17 protein-coding genes are annotated in these 19,035 nt (G+C 73.4%); 16 read left to right on the plus strand and 1 reads right to left on the minus strand.

The genetic code is table 11. The features are described from left to right. Positions 1–4: 4 nt before the first annotated feature. The 7 genes from sucC to MNY62_RS17430 all read left to right on the plus strand — a co-directional run bounded on the left by sucC (position 5) and on the right by MNY62_RS17430 (position 7,139). Positions 5–1,171 carry an ADP-forming succinate--CoA ligase subunit beta gene (gene sucC, locus MNY62_RS17400; protein WP_242345462.1) on the plus strand — a complete coding sequence of 389 codons (1,167 nt, stop codon included), beginning with the start codon at positions 5–7 and terminating at the stop codon, positions 1,169–1,171. A 42-nt stretch (positions 1,172–1,213) separates the two neighbouring features. Continuing rightward, positions 1,214–2,233 carry a succinate--CoA ligase subunit alpha gene (sucD, locus tag MNY62_RS17405; protein ID WP_242345463.1) on the plus strand — a complete coding sequence of 340 codons (1,020 nt, stop codon included), beginning with the start codon at positions 1,214–1,216 and terminating at the stop codon, positions 2,231–2,233. Between the two features lie 44 nt (positions 2,234–2,277). Beyond that, entirely contained in the window at positions 2,278–2,718 is a 441-nt protein-coding gene (gene ndk / locus MNY62_RS17410) for a nucleoside-diphosphate kinase (RefSeq protein ID WP_242345464.1), read from the plus strand. A gap of 144 nt (positions 2,719–2,862) precedes the next feature. Then, positions 2,863–4,227 (plus strand): hemolysin family protein, encoded by a 1,365-nt coding sequence (locus MNY62_RS17415; RefSeq protein WP_242345465.1) that lies wholly within the window; start codon positions 2,863–2,865, stop codon positions 4,225–4,227. A gap of 10 nt (positions 4,228–4,237) precedes the next feature. Next, entirely contained in the window at positions 4,238–5,365 is a 1,128-nt protein-coding gene (rlmN, locus tag MNY62_RS17420) for a 23S rRNA (adenine(2503)-C(2))-methyltransferase RlmN (protein ID WP_242345466.1), read from the plus strand. Positions 5,366–5,408: 43 nt separating this feature from the next. Beyond that, positions 5,409–6,350: a PfkB family carbohydrate kinase gene (locus MNY62_RS17425; protein WP_242345467.1), complete on the plus strand. Its 942-nt coding sequence runs from the start codon at positions 5,409–5,411 to the stop codon at positions 6,348–6,350. Between the two features lie 54 nt (positions 6,351–6,404). Continuing rightward, the gene (locus MNY62_RS17430; protein WP_242345468.1) at positions 6,405–7,139 is read left to right on the plus strand and encodes a metallophosphoesterase family protein; all 735 of its coding nucleotides are present in this window, start codon (positions 6,405–6,407) and stop codon (positions 7,137–7,139) included. A gap of 47 nt (positions 7,140–7,186) precedes the next feature. On the opposite strand, the gene MNY62_RS17435 is transcribed toward MNY62_RS17430, so the two are convergent. Beyond that, positions 7,187–9,439 (minus strand): outer membrane protein assembly factor BamB family protein, encoded by a 2,253-nt coding sequence (locus MNY62_RS17435; RefSeq protein ID WP_242345469.1) that lies wholly within the window; start codon positions 9,437–9,439, stop codon positions 7,187–7,189. Between the two features lie 138 nt (positions 9,440–9,577). Between MNY62_RS17435 and MNY62_RS17440 the strand changes: the two genes are divergently transcribed. From MNY62_RS17440 to thiC, 9 genes are all read left to right on the plus strand, one after another. Further along, a complete protein-coding gene (locus tag MNY62_RS17440; RefSeq protein WP_242345470.1) occupies positions 9,578–11,422 on the plus strand; it encodes an HTH domain-containing protein in 1,845 nt (614 codons plus the stop codon). Between the two features lie 33 nt (positions 11,423–11,455). Next, positions 11,456–12,340 carry a HEAT repeat domain-containing protein gene (locus MNY62_RS17445; RefSeq protein WP_242345471.1) on the plus strand — a complete coding sequence of 295 codons (885 nt, stop codon included), beginning with the start codon at positions 11,456–11,458 and terminating at the stop codon, positions 12,338–12,340. Next, positions 12,337–12,927 (plus strand): hypothetical protein, encoded by a 591-nt coding sequence (locus tag MNY62_RS17450; RefSeq protein ID WP_242345472.1) that lies wholly within the window; start codon positions 12,337–12,339, stop codon positions 12,925–12,927. The genes MNY62_RS17445 and MNY62_RS17450 overlap by 4 nt, the downstream gene beginning before the upstream one ends. Next, positions 12,927–14,252 (plus strand): homoserine dehydrogenase, encoded by a 1,326-nt coding sequence (locus MNY62_RS17455; protein ID WP_242345473.1) that lies wholly within the window; start codon positions 12,927–12,929, stop codon positions 14,250–14,252. The genes MNY62_RS17450 and MNY62_RS17455 overlap by 1 nt, the downstream gene beginning before the upstream one ends. Before the next feature lie 96 nt (positions 14,253–14,348). Further along, positions 14,349–14,762: an acyl-CoA thioesterase gene (locus tag MNY62_RS17460; RefSeq protein ID WP_242345474.1), complete on the plus strand. Its 414-nt coding sequence runs from the start codon at positions 14,349–14,351 to the stop codon at positions 14,760–14,762. Between the two features lie 159 nt (positions 14,763–14,921). Next, positions 14,922–15,368, plus strand: a complete 447-nt coding sequence (locus MNY62_RS17465) for a type II toxin-antitoxin system RatA family toxin (protein WP_242345475.1) — start codon at positions 14,922–14,924, stop codon at positions 15,366–15,368. A gap of 279 nt (positions 15,369–15,647) precedes the next feature. Further along, on the plus strand, positions 15,648–15,827 hold the full coding sequence (locus MNY62_RS17470) for a hypothetical protein (RefSeq protein ID WP_242345476.1): 180 nt from the start codon (positions 15,648–15,650) through the stop codon (positions 15,825–15,827). A 218-nt stretch (positions 15,828–16,045) separates the two neighbouring features. Beyond that, on the plus strand, positions 16,046–17,335 hold the full coding sequence (gene eno / locus MNY62_RS17475; RefSeq protein WP_242345477.1) for a phosphopyruvate hydratase: 1,290 nt from the start codon (positions 16,046–16,048) through the stop codon (positions 17,333–17,335). Positions 17,336–17,587: 252 nt separating this feature from the next. Further along, positions 17,588–18,994 carry a phosphomethylpyrimidine synthase ThiC gene (gene thiC, locus MNY62_RS17480; protein ID WP_242345478.1) on the plus strand — a complete coding sequence of 469 codons (1,407 nt, stop codon included), beginning with the start codon at positions 17,588–17,590 and terminating at the stop codon, positions 18,992–18,994. The last annotated feature ends 41 nt before the right edge of the window (positions 18,995–19,035 follow it).

The following is a 19,035-nucleotide window of genomic DNA, read 5'->3' on the forward strand; positions in this document are numbered from 1 at the left end:
CCGCGTGAAGATCCACGAATACCAGGCGAAGGACATCCTGCGGAAGTTCGGGGTCGCCGTCCCCCGGGGCTACCTCGCCGTCACACCGCTCGAGGCCGAGGGCGCCGCCCGCCAGCTCGGAGGCGGCATCTGCGCCGTGAAGGCGCAGATCCACGCCGGAGGGCGCGGCAAGGGCGGCGGCGTCCGCCTGGCGCGCTCGCCCGAGGAGGCGCGCCAGCACGCCGAGGCCATGCTCGGCATGATGCTGAGGACCCCGCAGACCGGCCCCGAGGGGCAGGAGGTCCGCAAGGTCTACATCGAGGAGGGCTGCCGGATCGCGCGGGAGCTCTACCTCGGCATGACGCTCGATCGCGAGGTCGGCCGGCTCGCGGTGATGGCGTCCACCGAGGGCGGGGTGGACATCGAGGAGGTCGCGGCGAAGCACCCGGAGAAGATCCTCCGCGAGTGGGTCGACCCGCTGACCGGGCTCATGCCGTTCCAGGCGCGCAGGCTCGCCTTCGGACTCGGGCTGACGGGCGAGTCGGTCACCCAGTTCGTGCGCTTCGCGACCGGCCTCTACAACGCCTACGTCGCGACGGACGCCTCGCTCGCCGAGATCAACCCGCTCGTCATCACCGTCGGGGGCGAGGTGCTCGCTCTCGACGCCAAGATGAACTTCGACGACAACGCGCTCTACCGGCACCCGGACATCGCCGCGATGCGCGATCCCGACGAGGAGGATCCCAAGGAGACGCAGGCCAAGGAGTACGACCTCCAGTACATCGCGCTCGACGGCGACATCGGTTGCATGGTGAACGGCGCCGGCCTCGCGATGGCGACGATGGACGTCATCAAGCTCTCCGGCGGGCGGCCCGCGAACTTCCTCGACGTCGGAGGCGGCGCCGACGAGGACAAGGTCACCGCGGCGTTCAAGATCATCCTGTCGGATCCTCAGGTGAGGGCGGTGCTCGTCAACATCTTCGGCGGCATCATGAAGTGCGACGTCATCGCGAACGGCATCCTGGCGGCGGCGAAGCAGGTCGGCATCTCGATCCCGCTCGTCGTGCGGCTCGAGGGCACGAACGTCGCGCTGGGCAAGGAGATCCTCGCCCACAGCGAGCTCGACATCATCCCGGCCGACGATCTCGGCGACGCCGCGCGCAAGGTCGTCGCCGCGGCGCGCGCCGCGTAGCGTGGCGGTTCGAACGGAGCGGGTCGCAGGCGCGGAGGAAGCGTGAGCATCTACGTCGATCGAAACACCCGGGTGCTGGTGCAGGGCATCACGGGCTCCGCAGGGAGCTTCCACACCGAGCAGATGCTCGAGTACGGGACGCGCGTCGTCGCGGGCGTGACGCCGAACCGCGGCGGCACCAAGTTCCAGGGGACGGTCCCGATCTTCCACACCATCGGCGCGGCCGTGGAGGAGACGGGCGCCAACGCGGCGGTCATCTTCGTGCCTCCGCCGTTCGCGGCCGACGCGATCATCGAGGCGACGGAGGCGGGCCTCCCGCTCGTCATCGCGATCACCGAGGGCATCCCCGTCCTGGACATGGTCCGGGTGCGCCGGTACCTGGCGGACCGCCCGCAGACGCGCCTCGTCGGGCCGAACTGCCCGGGCCTCATCACCCCGGGCCAGTGCAAGATCGGGATCATGCCCGGGCATATCCACCGGCCCGGGCGCATCGGGGTGGTGTCGCGCTCCGGCACGCTCACCTACGAGGCCGTGAAGCAGCTCACGGACCTCGGCCTCGGCCAGTCCTCCGCGGTCGGCATCGGCGGCGACCCGGTGCACGGCACCGACTTCATCGACGTGCTGCGCGAGTTCGAGGCGGACGACGAGACCGAGGCCGTCATCATGATCGGCGAGATCGGCGGCACCGAGGAGGAGCGCGGGGCCGCGTTCGTGCGCGATCACATGACCAAGCCGGTCGTCGGCTTCATCGCCGGCCGCACCGCCCCCCCGGGCAAGCGCATGGGCCACGCCGGCGCCGTCGTCTCCGGCGGGAGCGGCACGGCCGAGGCGAAGATCGCGGCGATGCGCGAGGCGGGGATCAACGTGGTAGAAGGACCGCACCTGCTCGGCCGCGCGATGAAGGAGGCCCTCGAGCGTCGGAGCCGGCACCGGCCCGCCGCCGCGGGCAAGCGCGCGTCCACCCAGGCGCCGGCGCGCAAGGGGGCGGCGTCCCGCAACGCGGCCCCCTCCCAGCGCGGCGGCAAGTCCGCCCGGAAGGCGGCGAAGCGGGAGCGCGACTAGGGCGCGCCCGCGATCACACGCTGATGCACGAGGAGCAACGCAACATGGCGATCGAGCGCACCCTTTCCATCATCAAGCCCGACGGCGTCGAGAAGGGCGTCATCGGCCAGGTCGTCGCCCGTTTCGAGCAGGCCGGCCTGAAGCCCGTGGCGATGAGGATGGCGCACCTCTCCCGCGCCGAGGCGGAGGGCTTCTACGCGGTCCACAAGGCGCGTCCCTTCTTCAGCGACCTCGTGAAGTTCATGACGAGCGGCCCCGTCGTCCTCATGGTCCTCGAGGGCGAGAGCGCGGTGGCGAAGAACCGCGAGATCATGGGCGCGACGGATCCGGCGAAGGCCGCGGCGGGCACCATCCGCAAGGACTTCGCCTCGAACATCGAGAAGAACACCGTCCACGGCTCGGACAGCCTCGAGAACGCCAAGGTCGAGGTTGGCTACTTCTTCCGCGAGATCGAGCTCCATCCGTACGAGTGGAAGAAGGCGTAAGTTTCGAATGTTGTTGAGGGTAGTCGGGCCGGTACCCGATAGGGTGCCGGCCCGATTGCCGTTTCCGGTTACAATCTCCCTCGCCCGTCCACCCCGGACGGGTTTCGTCGTCTCGGGGCAAAGGAGCGCGCGGGCTTGGATGCGGTGCCGACATGGAAGTGGCTGCTCGGGATCTTCTTCCTCGTCGCGTCCGCGTTCTGCTCCGGCACCGAGACGGCGCTGACCGCGCTCGGCGACGCGCGCGCGCGGCAGCTCCGTGACGCGGGCGGCCGGCGCGCCCGGATGCTCGGCGTCTGGATCGAGCACCCCGAGCGCGTCCTCTCGACCCTGCTCATCGGCAACACGCTCGTGAACATCGGCGCGGGCGCGCTCGCCGCCGCCATCGGCGCGACGCTCGCCGCGCGCGCCGGGTGGACCGACGCGACCGGCGTGACCGGCGCGACCGCGGTGGCGACGATCGTCATCCTGTTCTTCGGCGAGATCATCCCGAAGACGCTCGGGAAGCGACACCCGGTCAAGGCGTCGCTCGCGCTCATCCCGTTCGCCCAGGCGCTCGCGTGGGCCATGTGGCCCCTCTCGTCGGCCGTCACGCACGCGACGAGCGGGTTCTTCCGCCTGTTCGGCGGGAAGCAGGGCGCGACGGCCCCGGGTGTCACGAGCGAGGAGATCGAGTACCTCATCGAGATGGGTACGCGGGAGGGCGTCCTCGACGAGGTGAAGGAGGAGCTCCTCAACAGCGTCCTCGAGTTCGCCGATCGCGTCGCCAAGGAGATCATGGTGCCGCGCACCCGGATGGTGGCGATCGACCGGGACGCGCCGCAGGACGAGCTCTTCCGCATCGTCACCGAGAATCCGTACAGCCGCATGCCCGTCTACGAGGGCTCGATCGACAACGTGGTCGGCGTGCTCCTCGTCCGCGAGATCATCCAGGACCTCCGGCAGGCGCGCGCGATCTCGCTCGAGCGCTGCGTGAAGCCCGCCTTCTTCGTGCCGGAGGGCATGAAGATCTCGCGCCTCCTCAAGGAGATGCAGCGACGCCGCACCCACCTCGCGGTCGTGGTGGACGAGTTCGGCGGCACGAGCGGCCTCGTCACCCTCGAGGACGTCATCGAGGAGATCGTGGGCGAGATCCAGGACGAGGGCGACGTCGAGGCCGCGCCGGTGAAGGCGATCGCGCCGGGCGTGTGGCTCGCCGAGGCCGGGATCCCGGTGCACGATCTCGAGGCCTACCTGAACGAGCGGCTCGAGGAGGCCGCCACCGCGGCGGGGGAGGAGCGGCCGCCGGAGGTGCGCTTCCCGGAGGAGGGGGACTACGAGACGCTGGGCGGCTTCGTGACCGCCACCGCCGGGCGGGTACCCGCGGTGGGCGCGATCGTCGCCTGGGACGGCCTCACGTTCACGGTGCGGGCGGGAGACGAGCGGCGCGTCGCCCGCGTCGAGATCGCGCGGCGCGCGGCGCCTCCCGAGGCCCCGGCGGAGCCCACGGCGCGCGCGGCCAGCAACGCTTAAGAGAGGCCCGATGAGCGCGTCGCTCGACCCCGATCGGCCGGAGGCCCGGCCCGACCTCAGGTCCCTGCCCCTCGATCACCTCACCGCCCTCGTCGCGTCGCTCGGAGAGCGTCCGTTCCGCGCGCGGCAGCTCCTCCGCTGGCTCCAGCAGAAGGGCGCGGCCTCCCTCGACGAGCTGACGGACGTGCCGAGGGCGCTCCGCGCCGCGCTGGCCGAGCGCACGACGCTCACGACGCTCGAGCGGGCGACCGAGCAGCGCTCGGTCGACGGCACCATCAAGTGGACCTGGCGCACGCACGACGGGAAGCTCATCGAGTCGGTGTACCTGCCGGAGACGGATCGCCGGACGCTCTGCGTCTCGTCGCAGGCGGGCTGCGCGGTGGGCTGCACGTTCTGCCTCACCGGCACCATGGGCCTCGCGCGGAACCTCACGCCGGGCGAGATCGTGGACCAGGTCCACCGCGCGAACCGGCGGATCGTCGAGCTCGGGGAGGGGGAGGGCCCGCGCCCGCTCACGAACCTCGTGTTCATGGGGATGGGCGAGCCGCTCGCGAACTACCGCAGCCTCAAGATCGCCCTCGACCTCCTGCTCGCCGAGGACGGCCCGAACTTCTCGCACCGGCACGTGACGGTGTCGACGAGCGGCCTCGTGCCGGTGATGCGCAAGCTCGGCGAGGAGACGCCGGTGAAGCTCGCGGTCTCGCTCAACGCGACGACCGACGCGCAGCGCGACGCGATCATGCCGATCAACCGGCGCTACCCGCTCGCCCAGCTCCTCGACGCGTGCCGGAGCTTCCCGGTGCGGAACGGGCGCCGGATCACGTTCGAGTACGTGCTCCTCGGCGGCGTGAACGACTCGCTCGAGGACGCGGCGCGGCTCGCCGGCCTCGTGCGCGGGATCCCCACCAAGGTGAACCTCATCCCGTACAACGCGAACCCCGGGCTGCCGTTCCACGCGCCCGCGCCCGAGCGCGTCGCGGCGTTCCAGGAGGCGCTCGTCGCGCGCAACCTGACCGCGGTCGTGCGCAAGAACCGCGGCCGCGACATCTCCGCCGCGTGCGGCCAGCTCGCCGCGGAGGGCGGGCCGGGCGACCCCCGGCGCGCGCAGTCGTTGACCGGCCTCCCCGTGGCGGGCTAATCGTGCGCCCTGGCCGGCCTCGCCGGCGGAAAGGTCGCGTGAAATGGCGCTGCTCGCCGTCGGCTCGGTCGCCCTCGACTCCCTGGAGACGCCCTTCGGCGCCCGCGAGGAGGTGCTCGGGGGCTCGGCCTCCTACTTCGCGACGTGCGCGAGCTTCTTCGGCCCGACGCGCGTGGTGGCGGTCGTGGGCGAGGACTTCCCCGAGGAGCACGTCCGGTTCCTCGCCTCGCGCGGGATCGACCTCGGCGGGCTCGTGCGCCGGCCGGGGCGGACCTTCCGCTGGAAGGGGCGGTACGAGTTCGACCTCAACACCGCCCACACCCTCGACACCCAGCTGAACGTCTTCGCCGAGTTCCGGCCCGAGCTCCCCGACCCCTACCGCGACTCCGAGTTCGTGTTCCTCGGGAACATCGATCCGGACCTGCAGCGCGCGGTGCTCGACCAGGTCCGCCGGCCGCGGTTCGTCGCGTGCGACACGATGAACTTCTGGATCTCCTCCAAGCGGCAGAGCCTGCTCGAGACCCTCCGCCGGGTCGACATGCTGTTCGTGAACGACGCGGAGGCGCGGCAGCTCGCCGAGGAGCACAACATCGTGAAGGCCGCGCGGCGGATCCTGTCGTTCGGACCGAAGGCCGTCGTGGTGAAGCGCGGCGAGTACGGCTCGCTGTACTTCTCGGGCGAGGAGGTCTTCGCGGCCTGCGCCGTCCCGCTCGCCTCGGTGTTCGATCCGACCGGCGCGGGGGACAGCTTCGCGGGCGGGTTCATGGGGTACCTCGCCCGCAACGGCAAGCTCGACCCCGGCGTGATGCGCCGGGCGATCGTGCTCGGGAGCGTGCTCGCGAGCTTCACGGTCGAGCGGTTCTCCCTCGACCGGCTGCGCACGCTCGCGCCCGAGGAGATCCTCACCCGCTACGCGGAGGCGCGGCGCCTCGCGCACTTCGACGACGTCGAGCTGGACCTGTTCAACGGCGCGTCCGCGAGTTGACGACCCTTCGCCGCGGCGGCTAGCATCCCGACGCGCCCGGGGGGCGCGTGGCGCATGCGCATCGGCATCCTGTCCGACATCCACTCGAACCTCGAGGCGCTCACCGAAACGCTCGGCGCCCTCGAGAAGCTTCGGCCGGACACGATCCTGTGCCTCGGGGACGTCGTCGGGTACGGAGCGAGCGTGAACGAGTGCTGCGCGCTCGTCCGGGCGCGCGCGGCGATGACGCTGCTCGGCAACCACGACGCGGCCGTCGCCGGGCGGATGGACTACAGCTTCTACTACGACGCGGCGCGACACGCGCTCGACTGGACCGCGTCGCGGATCGAGCCGGGACACCTCGAGTGGCTGCGCGGACTGCCGTACGCGCACCGGCTCGAGAACGCGCAGTTCACGCACGCGAGCCCGGTGGACCCCGAGGCGTACGAGTACGTCTTCGCCATCGAGCAGGCGCGCGAGCTGCTGCCTCACCTGGAGGCGCTCGCGGACGTGAACTTCCTCGGGCACTCTCACCTCTGCAAGGCGTTCGCGCTCAACGCGGCGGGGGACGTGACGGAGGTCGTCGCGCCCCGGTTCGGGCTCCGCCGCGGCTACAAGTACGTGATCAGCGTCGGCTCGGTCGGACAGCCGCGTGACTGCGACAACCGCGCGGCGTTCGTCCTGTACGACTCGGACGAGCGGGTGGTCGAGTACCACCGCGTCCCCTACGACATCGAGGCGGCGGCGCAGAAGATCTTCGACGCCGATCTCGCCCTCAACTTCGGTAAGCGGCTGTTTATTGGGGTCTAGCTTCGGGGCCGCTCCGCGCTTCGCGTGAGCCCCACCCCGAGCTCGCTCTACGCCACCAGGCTGAGGTGCGTCGCGACCCGGTAGCCGGTCACGAGCCCGTCCGCGTCCATGAGCGCGAGGCCCAGCGTGGCGTCCACCGCCACGCGTACCGGCGCGACGCCCGGGATGGCGCCGACGATCTCGCCCGTGCGCGCGTCGAGCGCGGCGACGCCGTCCGCGGCGGCGGCGATGACGGTGCCGCGGGCGATCGCGGGCGGCACCGCGCCGGGCGCGGGCGCCCCGGCGGGCGCCGGACGGCTCCAGCGCACGGCCCCGTCACGGCCGAGGGCGACGACGCCTCCCGCCGGATCGCGCGCCACGAGGAGCGCGCCGGCGGCCGCGATGGCGGGCGGCCCGGCGAGCGGCGCCACCACCGACCACGCCGGGGCGCCGGCCTCGTCGAGCGTCGCGACGATCGGATCTCCGGCGAGCGCCCCCGCGATGGCGAGGCGGCGCCCCCACGCGATGGGCGGGCCGGAGGGGACGAGATCGAGGCGCGCCTCCCAGCGTCGCGCACCGCCGGCCGGGTCGAGGGCGACCGCCACCGCGCCCACCCCGGAGTCGACGGCACACAGGACGAGCGCGAGCCCCGCCAGCGCCGCGGGGGGCCGCACCACGGGGCCGGGACCGCGCACGCGCCAGACGACGCGGCCGGTCCCATCGACGCCGTAGACGAACCCGGTGTCCGCTCCGACCGCGACGATCCCGCCGAACGCCGTCGCGGAGAGCCGCCCCGCGCCCGGGGGCAGGAGCCGCCAGAGCGTCCGGCCGCTGGAGGGATCGAGCGCGGTGAGCGCGCCGCCGCCGACGACGAGGAACGGCCCGCGGGCGAACGCGAGCGCGGCGAAGGCCGGCGGACCGGGCAAGGGCTGCGTCCAGAGCGCCCGTCCGGTGCGGAGCGCGAGCGCCTCGAGCGCGCCGCCGCGCGAGAGGAGCAGCGTGCCGGGCAGCACCGCGGCGTGGGCCGCGCCCGGCGCGCGCCACAGCACGCGCCCGGTGTTCCGCTCGACCGCGGCGACCGCTGCCCGGCCTGCCGAGAGCACCATCCCGCCGCGCACGTGCAGCCCCGTCCCGGCGGGCGCGCCGACGTCCAGCTCGAACACGCGCCGGAACGCGAGCCGGCGGAGCTGACCCGGCCCGAGCGGCCGCTGCGACGGCGCGCGCGCGCTCGGCGCCCGCGCCTGCTCGGCGCCCGGGAGCCCATCGGCCGGGCGATCGCCCTCGGCGAGCTCCTCGACGTGCGCGAGCCGCTCCGCCGCCGCGCTCTCCAGATCCGCGAGGTGCGCGTTCTCCGCCTGGCGCGGGTTCCGGGCCCGCGCGACGTGCCCGAGCTCCACGGCGGCCTCGGCGAGCGCCCGGGCGAGCTCGAGCGGAGGGCAGGGGGCCCGCCCCTCCGGCCGGATGAGCTGGCCCTCCCGCAGATCGAGCACGAGCGTCGTCACGCCGCCGCGGCCGGGCCGCGCGAGCGCGATCTCGCAGCGCGGCTCGCCCCGGCGGAACGCGGCGAGGAGTCGATCCACCCCCGCGCCGAGATCGCGCAGCGCGAGGAACGGGATCCCGGGGAAGACGGCGAGGGTCGTCCCGTCCGCGCCACGGAGCGTGAGCCGGCCCGGGACGAGCAGCGATCCGAGGTCGGGCCGGCCGCCCTCGTAGGCGAGGAGATGCCCTTCCTCGTCGGAGAGCTCGAGGGTGCAGGTGATGCGTCCCGCGGTCCCGGCGGTGCGGGGCGCGCGCGTCCGGCCGCCCTCGCGGGGACCGGGCGCGGGCGCCTCGGCGCGCCGGATCGCTCGGGCGGCGGCGCGCAGCCGGCGCCCTTCCCGCGCGGCCTCCTCGGGCAGGATCTCGCCGAGCTCGCGGCAGAACGCCGCTGCGGCCTCCAGCGCTGCGGCGGCGAGCGCGTCCACCTCGACCTCCACGTCCCGCGCGAGCACGCGCGAAGGCCGGGAGAGCGTCACCACGGTCAAGAGTGCGCTCGAGCCGCGTCGGCGGATGACCAGCTCGAGCTCGCCGTCGCGAAACGGCACCGCGGCGTGGGCCTCGCCGCCGACCACGCGGGCGATCGCGCGGAGGAGCGCCTCCAGGGAGGGGAGGAGGGCACCCTCCGCCCGACCCGCTGCGATGTCGATCCCGTCGACCTCGATCGCGAGCGCGTCGACGACCGCGCGCGCTGCGGCCACCCGCGCTGGCCCTTCGGCGCGGCGCAGCGAGGCGGTCAGCCCGGGGTCGTGCTTCCAGCTCGCGCCCGTTCGGATCCGGATCATGGGATCCCAAGAATCACCGCGGAATCAGGCACTTTCAACGTTGACAGGGCAGGGACACGGCACGAAGATGTCCGCTCCGATGCGGGCCCCCGACGCGCGGGCCGCCGCTCTTTCTTCTCCCCTCTCCCAAGGACGTACATGACCTTCACGGAAGCAGCGATCGAGGTGCTGCGGCGCGAAGGAAAGCCCCTCCACTTCAGGAAGCTCACGGAGATCGCGATCCGCGAGAGCCTGCTCGACCACGTCGGGAAGATTCCCGAGGAGACGATGGCCGATCAGCTCGCCGCGCACTGCCGCCTCCCGCATGAGGACCGGCGGGTGATCCCGGTGCAGCAGGGCACCTTTGCGCTGACCGAATGGGGCCTCGACGAGGACCCGGCTGGGCTGGAGACGCTCGTCGAGCCGCCTCCCGAAGGCGAGCCCTCTTATCGGGGGCGCGAGCGCCACCCGGTCCCCTCCCGCGAGCTCGCCCGCAGCACCGGGCGCGGGGAGGCGGGCAGGCCGAGGCGCAAGGAGGAGGAGGAGCGGCGCGGGCGCCGCTTCCCGCCGCCTGCGGAGGTGGCCTACGAGATCCTGGCCGGCGCGGGCCGTGCGCTCTCGCTCGCGGACATCGCCGCGCAGGGCGCGGAGCGGATGCTCATGCCGGACGCGTTCGTCCGCGACGCCGGCTCGCTGCGGGCCGCGCTCGTCGAGGACAACCGCAGGCGCGAGTCTGCCGGCCGCAAGCCGCTGTTCTTCATCGACGGTGAGTCCGTGACGCTCGTCGCGCAGCCCGAGCCGGGCGAGCGCGTCGCGGCTCCTGTCGTCGCGCGGCCCGCCCCGGTCCAGACCGCGACCGACCTGCGTCGGGCGGCCCTTGCCGGGCTGCGACGCCGCCTGCGGGAGTGCGACGCCGCCACGGTCGAGCACGTCGCGGCCAGGCTGCTCGAGAAGATGGGCTTCCGCGAGCTCAAGGTCGCGAAGCGCAGCCGGGAGCACGTGATCTACACGGCGCGTCTCAAGATGGGGCTCGGCGACCTGCGCCACGGCATCCGGGTGGTGCGCAACGGCGCGGACGCGTCGCGCCGCGACGTGACGGAGCTGCGCCGCGATCTCGCCCACTACGGCGCCCAGATCGGCATCGTGATCAGCGCCGGAGAGGCGGCGCGCGAGGCGCGCGGCGAGGCGACCGCGGCCGGGCAGCTGCCGATCGTGCTCCTCTGCGGCGAGGCGCTCGCCGAGGCGTTCGCGGATGCCGGGCTCGGCACGGTGCCGGTGGTGATCCCCGAGGTCAACGACGACTTCTTCCGCGCCGCGGCCGAGGAGGCAGAGAAGGAGGAGGCCGCCCGTCGCGCCCGCCGCGAGGAGCGCGAGCGTCGCGAGCCGCGAGAGCCGCGGGAGCCGCGAGAGCCGCGAGAGCCGCGGGAGCCGCGGGAGCGGGAGCCGCGTGGGGGGCGCCGCGAGGAGCGGATCGTGTCGGTCGAGGCGGTCCAGGCCGAGCCGGCCGAGGAGCCCGCCGGCGGACCGGTCCGGGAGCCCGCCGCGGCCGAGGTCATCGCGAGCGCGGTGGCGGCCGCCGAGGCGGTCGCGACGACCCGCACGACGCAAGGGCTCGGACCGCCGGTCCGCACCTCCATCGAGGTCGCCGCGGAGCTCGACGACGAGGGGCCGGAGGGCGAGGACGAGGAGGAGGACGAGACCGAGGCTGCGGCCGAGGGTGAGTCCGCCTCCGGGGCCGAGGCGGCGCCCGGCGAGGCCGGAGCCGGCGACCGTCGCCGTCGCCGTCGCCGCCGGCGCCGCCGGGGTGGCCGAGGTCGCTCGCGCGAGGGCGCTCCTCAGGGGCAGGCCGCCGCGGCGAGCGCGGAAGGGGGCTCCGCGGGCGGAGCCCCGGCGCAGGGCGCTCGCGAGGGCGCCGCCGCGGCCGACCAGCCTCCGGCCGCTCCACCGGCGCCGCCTGCGCCGGAGCCGGCAGGGGACGACGGCGGATCGAGCGCCGGCGGGTAGGCGATGCGGAGCGCGCGCCGAGGCGTCACCGGGGTGATCGTGGCCGTCGCGGCCCTGCTCGCCTCGGCGCCCGCGTGCCGCCGCGGCGCCGCGCCGGCGACGATCGCGAGCGTCCGCGTCGCCGACGGCGCGCTGGCGGAGCCGCTGCGGGAGGCGGGCCTCGACGCTGCTTCCCTCGAGGCCGCCGCGCGCGCCGCGCTCGGGGATGCGGGCTTCCGGTTCGCGGACGGCGAGCGCTCGTACCGCGCGCGCGTCGACGTCCTCGGCGTGCGGCTCGCGCCCGACGGCTTCGCGGGCAGCGCGCCACGGGTGGAGATCGCGATCGAGCTCCAGCTCGCGCCCACGCACCCGGACGCGGGCGAGCTCGTGCGCGAGACGAGCACCGCGACCGCGACGCTCACGGCGCGCTCGCCGCGGGAGGCCTGGCGCACGGCGTTCGGTGCCGCCGCGGCGGACGCGGCCAAGGGGCTCGCGCTCGGCTTCGCGGCCGAGGCGAAGCCGCTCGACGCGCTCCTCGCCGATCTCGGCTCCGGGGACGCCCGCGTGCGCGACCACGCCATCCGCGTGCTCGCCGACCGTCGCAGCCCGGAGGCGGTTCCGGCGCTGCTCGAGCGGCTGCGCGACGGCGACCCCGAGATCGTCCAGCGCGCGGTGGGGGCGCTCGCCCAGATCGGCGACCGGCGCGCGGTGGGCCCGCTCATCGAGGTGGCGCAGGGAGGCGACCCGGCGCTGACGGCGCGCGTCGCGCGCATCGTGGGTGACATCGGCGGGCCGGAGGCGGAAGGGTACCTGCTCACGCTCGAGGCCGGTCACCCCGATCCCGCCGTGCGGCGCGCCGCGCGGGAGGCGCTCGCGGACCTCTCCGCGCGCGCGGAGGCCTCGGGGTCCGCGGTTTCCGCTAAGATGCGGGCCCCATGAGGCTCCGCTCCCTCGCCGCCGTCTCCGTGATCGCTCTCGCCTGTGCCCGCGCGCCCGCGCCGCGGACCGCGCGCCCCACGCCGGGCGCCGTGCCGGCCGACTACTTCCCTCTCGCGGTCGGGAACGAGTGGATCTACCGCGACGAGTCGCCCGCCTTGCCGCCCGAGCGGCGCGGGAACGAGCGGACCGTCCGCATCGTCGAGCGCACGGCGGACGGCTACTTCAAGGACACCGAGCGCGGAGAGCTGCGCTCCGACACGGCCTGCCTTCACGACCGGACGCGCCGCCTGCTCTGCGGCCCCATCGCGACGGGCACGCGCTGGACCTCGATCGTGTCGGCGAGCTCGACCGAGCGGTACGAGATCGCGGCGGTGGGCGAGGCGGTGTCCACCCCCGCGGGCGTGTTCGAGGGCTGCGTTCGCGTGCGCGCCCACAACCGCGCCGGGCGAGACGCGGACAACGTGCTCGAGATCACCTACGCGCCCGGGGTCGGCCCGGTGAAGCTCGAGACGTTCTCGGTGGTGGGCTCCGCGGTGACGCCGCAGGTGCGGGCCGTGCTGCGCGCCTATCGGGTCGGAGGGAAGTGATGCGCGAGGTGGGTATCGGGATCGCCGGGTTCGGCATCGTCGGCGGCGGGGTGCTCTCGATCCTCCGCAGCCACGCGGACGACATCGAGGCGCGGCTCGGCGCGCGGATCGCGGTGCGCCGCGTGGCCGTGCGCGACGCGGGCAAGGAGCGCGCGGTCGGGCTCGATCCCGCGCTCCTCACCACGCGCGTGGAGGACCTGCTGGAGGATCCCGAGATCGCGGTCGTCGTCGAGCTCATGGGTGGCGTCGACAGCGCCTTCGACCTCGTCCGCGGCGCGCTCGAGCGCGGGAAGCACGTCGTCACCGCGAACAAGGCGCTCCTCGCCGCGCGCGGCGAGGACATCTTCCGGCTCGCCCGCCAGCAGGGCGTGGACGTCTATTACGAGGCGGCGGTCTGCGGCGGCGTGCCGATCATCCGCACGCTGCGGGAGGCGCTCGCCTCCGACCGCATCAACTCCCTCCACGGCATCGTCAACGGCACGACGAACTTCATCCTCACCGCGATGGACGAGCAGGGCGCGCGCTTCGAGGACGCGCTCCGGGAGGCGCAGCGGCTCGGCTACGCGGAGGCGGATCCCACGCTCGACGTCTCCGGCGGCGACGCGGCGCAGAAGCTCTGCGTGCTCGCGCAGCTCGCGTTCGGGGCGCGGCTCAAGCCCGAGGACGTCCTGACGGAGGGGATCACCGCGCTCAGCCCCGAGGACTTCCGCTGGGGACGCGAGTTCGGCTACGCGCTCAAGCTGCTCGCCATCGCCCGGCGCACCGGGCCGGCGGAGGGTGCGGCCGCAGGCGCCCCGGATCAGATCGAGGCGCGGGTGCACCCTGCCTTCATCCCGGCGGGCTCGCTCCTGGCGGGCGTTCGCGGCGCGATGAACGCGGTCGTGCTCCGCTCCGAGGCGCTCGGGCCCTCCATGCTCTACGGGCAGGGCGCGGGCGCGATGCCCACCGGCAGCGCGGTCGTGTCGGACATCATCGACCTCACGCGCAACATCCTCGCCGGCAGCCCCGGGCGCGTCCCGCTCCCGCCCGACCGGCCGCTCGTCGAGCTGCGCCCGCACGAGGAGGTCCGCTGCGCGTACTACCTCCGCTTCTCCGTGAAGGACGCGCCGGGCGTGCTCGCCCGCACCGCCTCGAAGCTGGCCGAGCACCGCATCTCGATCGCGGCGGTCCAGCAGCGCGAGCAGAACGATCAGGGGCAGCCCGTGCCTCTCGTCATCGTGACCCACCAGGCGCGCGAGGCGGACCTGCGCGGCGCCATCGACGAGATCGACCGCTATCCGACCACGCTCGCGCCCACGCGGCTCATCCGCATCGAGAGCGTGTGAACTTCAGGGGCGCGCGGCTCGCCTTGCCTGCCGCGCGCGCCCTCCTGCCAGACCCGGCGCGTCGCGCGCCCGGGAGTCCTCGGCGAGGCTTCGATCATGGTGAACACCGAGATCCGCGTCATCTACGGCGACACGGATCAGATGGGCGTCGTCTACTACGCGAACTACCTGCGCTACTTCGAGGCGGGGCGGAACGAGTTCATCCGCGCGAAGGGGCTCCGCTACCGGGACTTCGAGGAGCAGCACCGGCTCCTCCTGCCCGTGGTCGAGGCGCACGTGAGCTACCGCACGCCCGCGCGCTACGACGATCTCCTCACCGTGGAGACCGCCCTCGTCGAGGCGCGCCGCGCCTCGGCGAGGTTCGGGTACCGCATCGTCCGGGGCGGCGAGCTCGTCGTCACCGGCCACACCGTGCACGCGTGCGTGGACCGGGACGGCAAGGTCCAGCGCATGCCCCGCGAGCTGCTGGAACGCCTCTCCGCCGGCGAGGCGCTCGCGGACCTGCCGTGAACGACGCAGCGCAGCGCCGCGGCGGCGGGGACGATTCGCTACATCGAGACCATCCACGAGCTCGCCCGCGCGCCGGACCACGGGCATCAGGACGCCGCTCGCCGCCCCCGCGGCGGGCGGGGGAGCCGCCGCGGGGCGCCTCGCCCAGGGAGGAGACGAATGACCGCCGTTTCGCGTGAGGTCCTCATCGACGTCGCCGTGGAGCGCTTCTTCGACCTGGTGGTGGATTACGGGCGCTACCCGGAGTTCGTGCCCGGGATCCAGGCCTGCCGGGTGAAGGGCGGCGGCCCGTCGAGCCGGGAGGTCGAGTACGAGCTCGACGTCGGCGTGAAGAAGATCCGCTACCTCCTGCGCCACGTGGAGGAGCGGCCGCGCCGCGTCGCCTGGTCGCTCGTCTCCGGCGAGATGATGAAGGTCTCGAGCGGCTCCTGGGAGCTCGAGGACGCGGGCGGGAAGACGCGCGCCCGGTACACCGTGGACATCCAGATCGCGAAGCCGCCGCTCGTGCCGCAGGTCATCGTCGATCGCGTGGCCGACGAGCTCACGCGCGTGCAGCTGCCCAGGACGCTCGACGCGTTCAAGCGGCGCGCAGAGCTGGGCAAGTAGCTCGAAGCGTGCGCAGGCCGCACGTCACGTGTCGCGCGTACCACGCCCGCCCGCTCGCACCCTGACCGGCCTCACGGCAGCTCCGGCAGCGCGATCACGCATCCTTGACCCCCCCTCTCGGCGGGGACTACGATGATTCATAGCCCTTGTCGGGACATCTGAATGCGCCGCCCGGGCGCATCGTTAAGACAGGAGAACGCGAACGGAGAGACGTCCCCGAGGGAACGCAGCTTGCACAGCCAGGGACCGGAAACGAGGACGAGGCCGAGAGGACGCGACATGCTGGATGCCTACGTCATCGAGGAGATCAAGCGGCGCGAGCGAGAGCAGCGCCGCGACGACCGTCCGGTCATCGAGCTGCCGCTCCCTCAGCCCGTGCACCGGCCAGGCGCCGACGAGCCCGCCGATCGCGACGACGGCCGGAAGGATCGCGGCGTCGTGATCATCGACCTGGGCTGACCTCATCAGTCGTTCGAGGCGCTCGCCAGTGGCGAACGCCGACGAGGGCGCGAACCGCGAGGTCTCGCGCCCGATTCTTGTCTGCGTCCTTCGGGCCGGGTCTCGGAATACCGATTGACCGTCGCGGAGCCGGCGGGCAGATTCCCCCACCCGGAGTGGCGGCGCGCGTCGCGCACCGCAACCAGCTGGCGCTCCCCGCGCCGCGACGGAGGGACTCGATGACCGAGATCATCAACGTGACCGCGCGCGAGATCCTCGACTCGCGCGGCAACCCCACGGTCGAGGTCGAGGTGGCGGTCGGGACGGGCGACGTCGGCCGGGCCGCCGTGCCGTCGGGCGCCTCGACGGGCGAGCACGAGGCGCTCGAGCTGCGGGACGGTGACAAGCGGCGCTACCTGGGCAAGGGCGTTCGCAAGGCGATCGCGAACGTCCTCGACGAGATCGCTCCCGCGGTGGTCGGGCTCGACTCCGCCGACCAGGCGGTGCTCGACCAGCGCATGATCGAGCTCGACGGCACCGCCACGAAGTCGAAGCTCGGCGCGAACGCCATCCTCGGCGTCTCGCTCGCCGCGGCCAAGGCCGCCGCGCAGGCGCACGGGCTGCCGCTCTACCGCTACGTCGGCGGCGTCGGCGCGCGTACGCTCCCCGTGCCGCTCATGAACATCCTGAACGGAGGCGCGCACGCAGACTCGAACGTGGACATCCAGGAGTTCATGGTCGTCCCGCTCGGCGCCCCCAGCTTCGCCGAGGCGCTGCGCTACGGCGCCGAGATCTTCCACGCGCTGAAGAGCGTCCTCAAGAAGAAGGGCGCGGCGACGGGCGTCGGCGACGAGGGCGGCTACGCCCCGAGCCTCGCCTCGAACGAGGAGGCGCTCGCGCTCATCATGCAGGCGATCGAGCAGGCGGGCCTCAAGCCCGGGGACGACGTGGCGCTCGCGCTCGACTGCGCGGCGAGCGAGTTCTTCGAGAAGAGCTCCGGCAAGTACGAGCTCGAGGGCGAGGGGAAGGCGTTCGACGGCAAGGGGCTCGTCGACTTCTACGCCGGCCTCGCCGCGAAGTACCCGATCGTCTCGATCGAGGACGGCTGCGCCGAGGACGACTGGGCCACGTGGAAGCTGCTCACCGAGCGCCTCGGCTCGAAGCTCCAGCTCGTGGGCGACGATCTCTTCGTGACGAACGTGACGCGCCTCTCGCGTGGCATCCAGGAGGACGTCGCGAACTCGATCCTCGTGAAGGTGAACCAGATCGGCTCCCTCACCGAGACGCTCGAGGCCGTTCGCATGGCCCACCGCGCCGGCTACACGAGCGTGATGAGCCACCGCTCGGGCGAGACCGAGGACACCACGATCGCGGACCTCTCCGTGGCGTGCGACTGCGGGCAGATCAAGACCGGGTCGGCGTCGCGCACCGATCGAGTCGCCAAGTACAACCAGCTCCTCCGCATCGAGGAGGAGCTCGGCAAGGCCTCCCGCTACGCGGGACGGGACGCGTTCAAGGCGCTCCGCTGATCCGCAGACACGCGCACACGCGCGGTCCTCGACGCGCCGTGGGATCCTCTCCCGCGGCGCGTCGCGCTTCGCGGGCTGGCGAGAAATCTGGACGGCCCCGCTCCACGCTCGACCGTGAGGAGCCCGCGCGGTCAGCGAGCGGCGCGGCGAGCGATCGGGCTCCCGAAAAGTGGACGTTGACGGGGGTTCCGTTTGACCGCAACCCGTGCGTTTCGCTAGGTTCGCGCGCCACATCGAGCGCGAGGAGAACGCATGCGGGCCCAGTGGATCGCGAAGCGTCACGGCCAGCCGAACCTGACGCAGATGCATCATGCGCGGCGCGGGATCGTGACGGAGGAGATGGCGTACGTCGCGGACCGGGAGCGGCTCGCGCCGGAGCTCGTGCGCGAGGAGGTCGCGCGCGGGCGGATGGTGATCCCCGCGAACGTGAAGCACCCCGAGCTCGAGCCCATCGGGATCGGCGTCGCGGCGACCTGCAAGATCAACGCGAACATCGGGAACAGCGCCGTCACCTCCGACGTGGACGAGGAGCTGCGCAAGCTCGGCGTGTGCCTGCGCCACGGCGCGGACACGGTCATGGATCTCTCGACGGGCGGCGACATCCCGCTCATCCGCGAGAACATCCTCCGGCACAGCCCGATCCCCGTCGGCACGGTGCCCATCTACGAGTGCCTCGCGCACGTGAAGGACGTCGTCGACCTCACCCCGCGCATCCTCCTCGACATCATCGAGGCGCAGGCGGAGCAGGGCGTCGACTACATGACGATCCACGCCGGGGTGCTGCGCGACATCGTGCCGATGGCGAAGGGGCGCATCACCGGCATCGTCTCCCGCGGCGGCGCGCTGCTGGCGCGGTGGATGGCCGCGCACGGCGAGGAGAACCCGCTCTACACGCACTTCGACGCCATCTGCGAGATCTTCAAGCGCTACGACGTCACGTTCTCGCTCGGCGACGGGCTCAGGCCGGGCTGCCTCGCGGACGCCTCCGACGAGGCGCAGTTCGCGGAGCTGAAGGTCCTCGGCGAGCTCACGCGCAAGGCGTGGCAGCACGGCGTGCAGGTGATGGTCGAGGGCCCGGGTCACGTCCCGCTCGATCAGATCCCGATGAACATGCAGAAGGAGCGGGAGCTCTGCGACGAGGCCCCGTTCTACGTGCTCGGGCCGCTCGTCACGGACATCGCGCCCGGCTACGACCACATCACGAGCGCGATCGGCGCGACCGTCGCGGCGCAGCACGGCGCCTCGATGCTCTGCTACGTCACGCCCGCCGAGCACCTCGGCCTGCCCGACCAGCAGGACGTCCGGCAGGGGATCATCGCCTACAAGATCGCCGCCCACGCCGCCGACGTCGCCCGCCACCGGCCGGGCGCGCGCGATCGCGACGACGCGCTGTCCCGGGCGCGCTACGCGTTCGACTGGAAGCGCCAGTTCGAGCTGTCGCTCGACCCCGACGCCGCCCGCACGAAGCACGACGCGACCTTGCCGCACGACACGTTCAAGTCCGCGGAGTTCTGCTCGATGTGCGGCCCCAAGTTCTGCTCGATGCGGATCCACTCGCACCTCGGCGACGCCGCCGCCCCCGGCGCGGCGCCACCCTGCGGGAGCGAGCCCGCGCCCGAGCCCGCCGCCCGCGCCGGCGCCCTGCCGATCGCGCGCTAGCCCCGACCCGCCCTTCGGGGGCCTCCCGACGCGGAGGTCCC

The sequence above is a fragment of the Anaeromyxobacter terrae genome, assembly GCF_022690685.1.
In the GTDB taxonomy this organism is placed as follows: Bacteria; Myxococcota; Myxococcia; order Myxococcales; family Anaeromyxobacteraceae; genus Anaeromyxobacter; species Anaeromyxobacter terrae.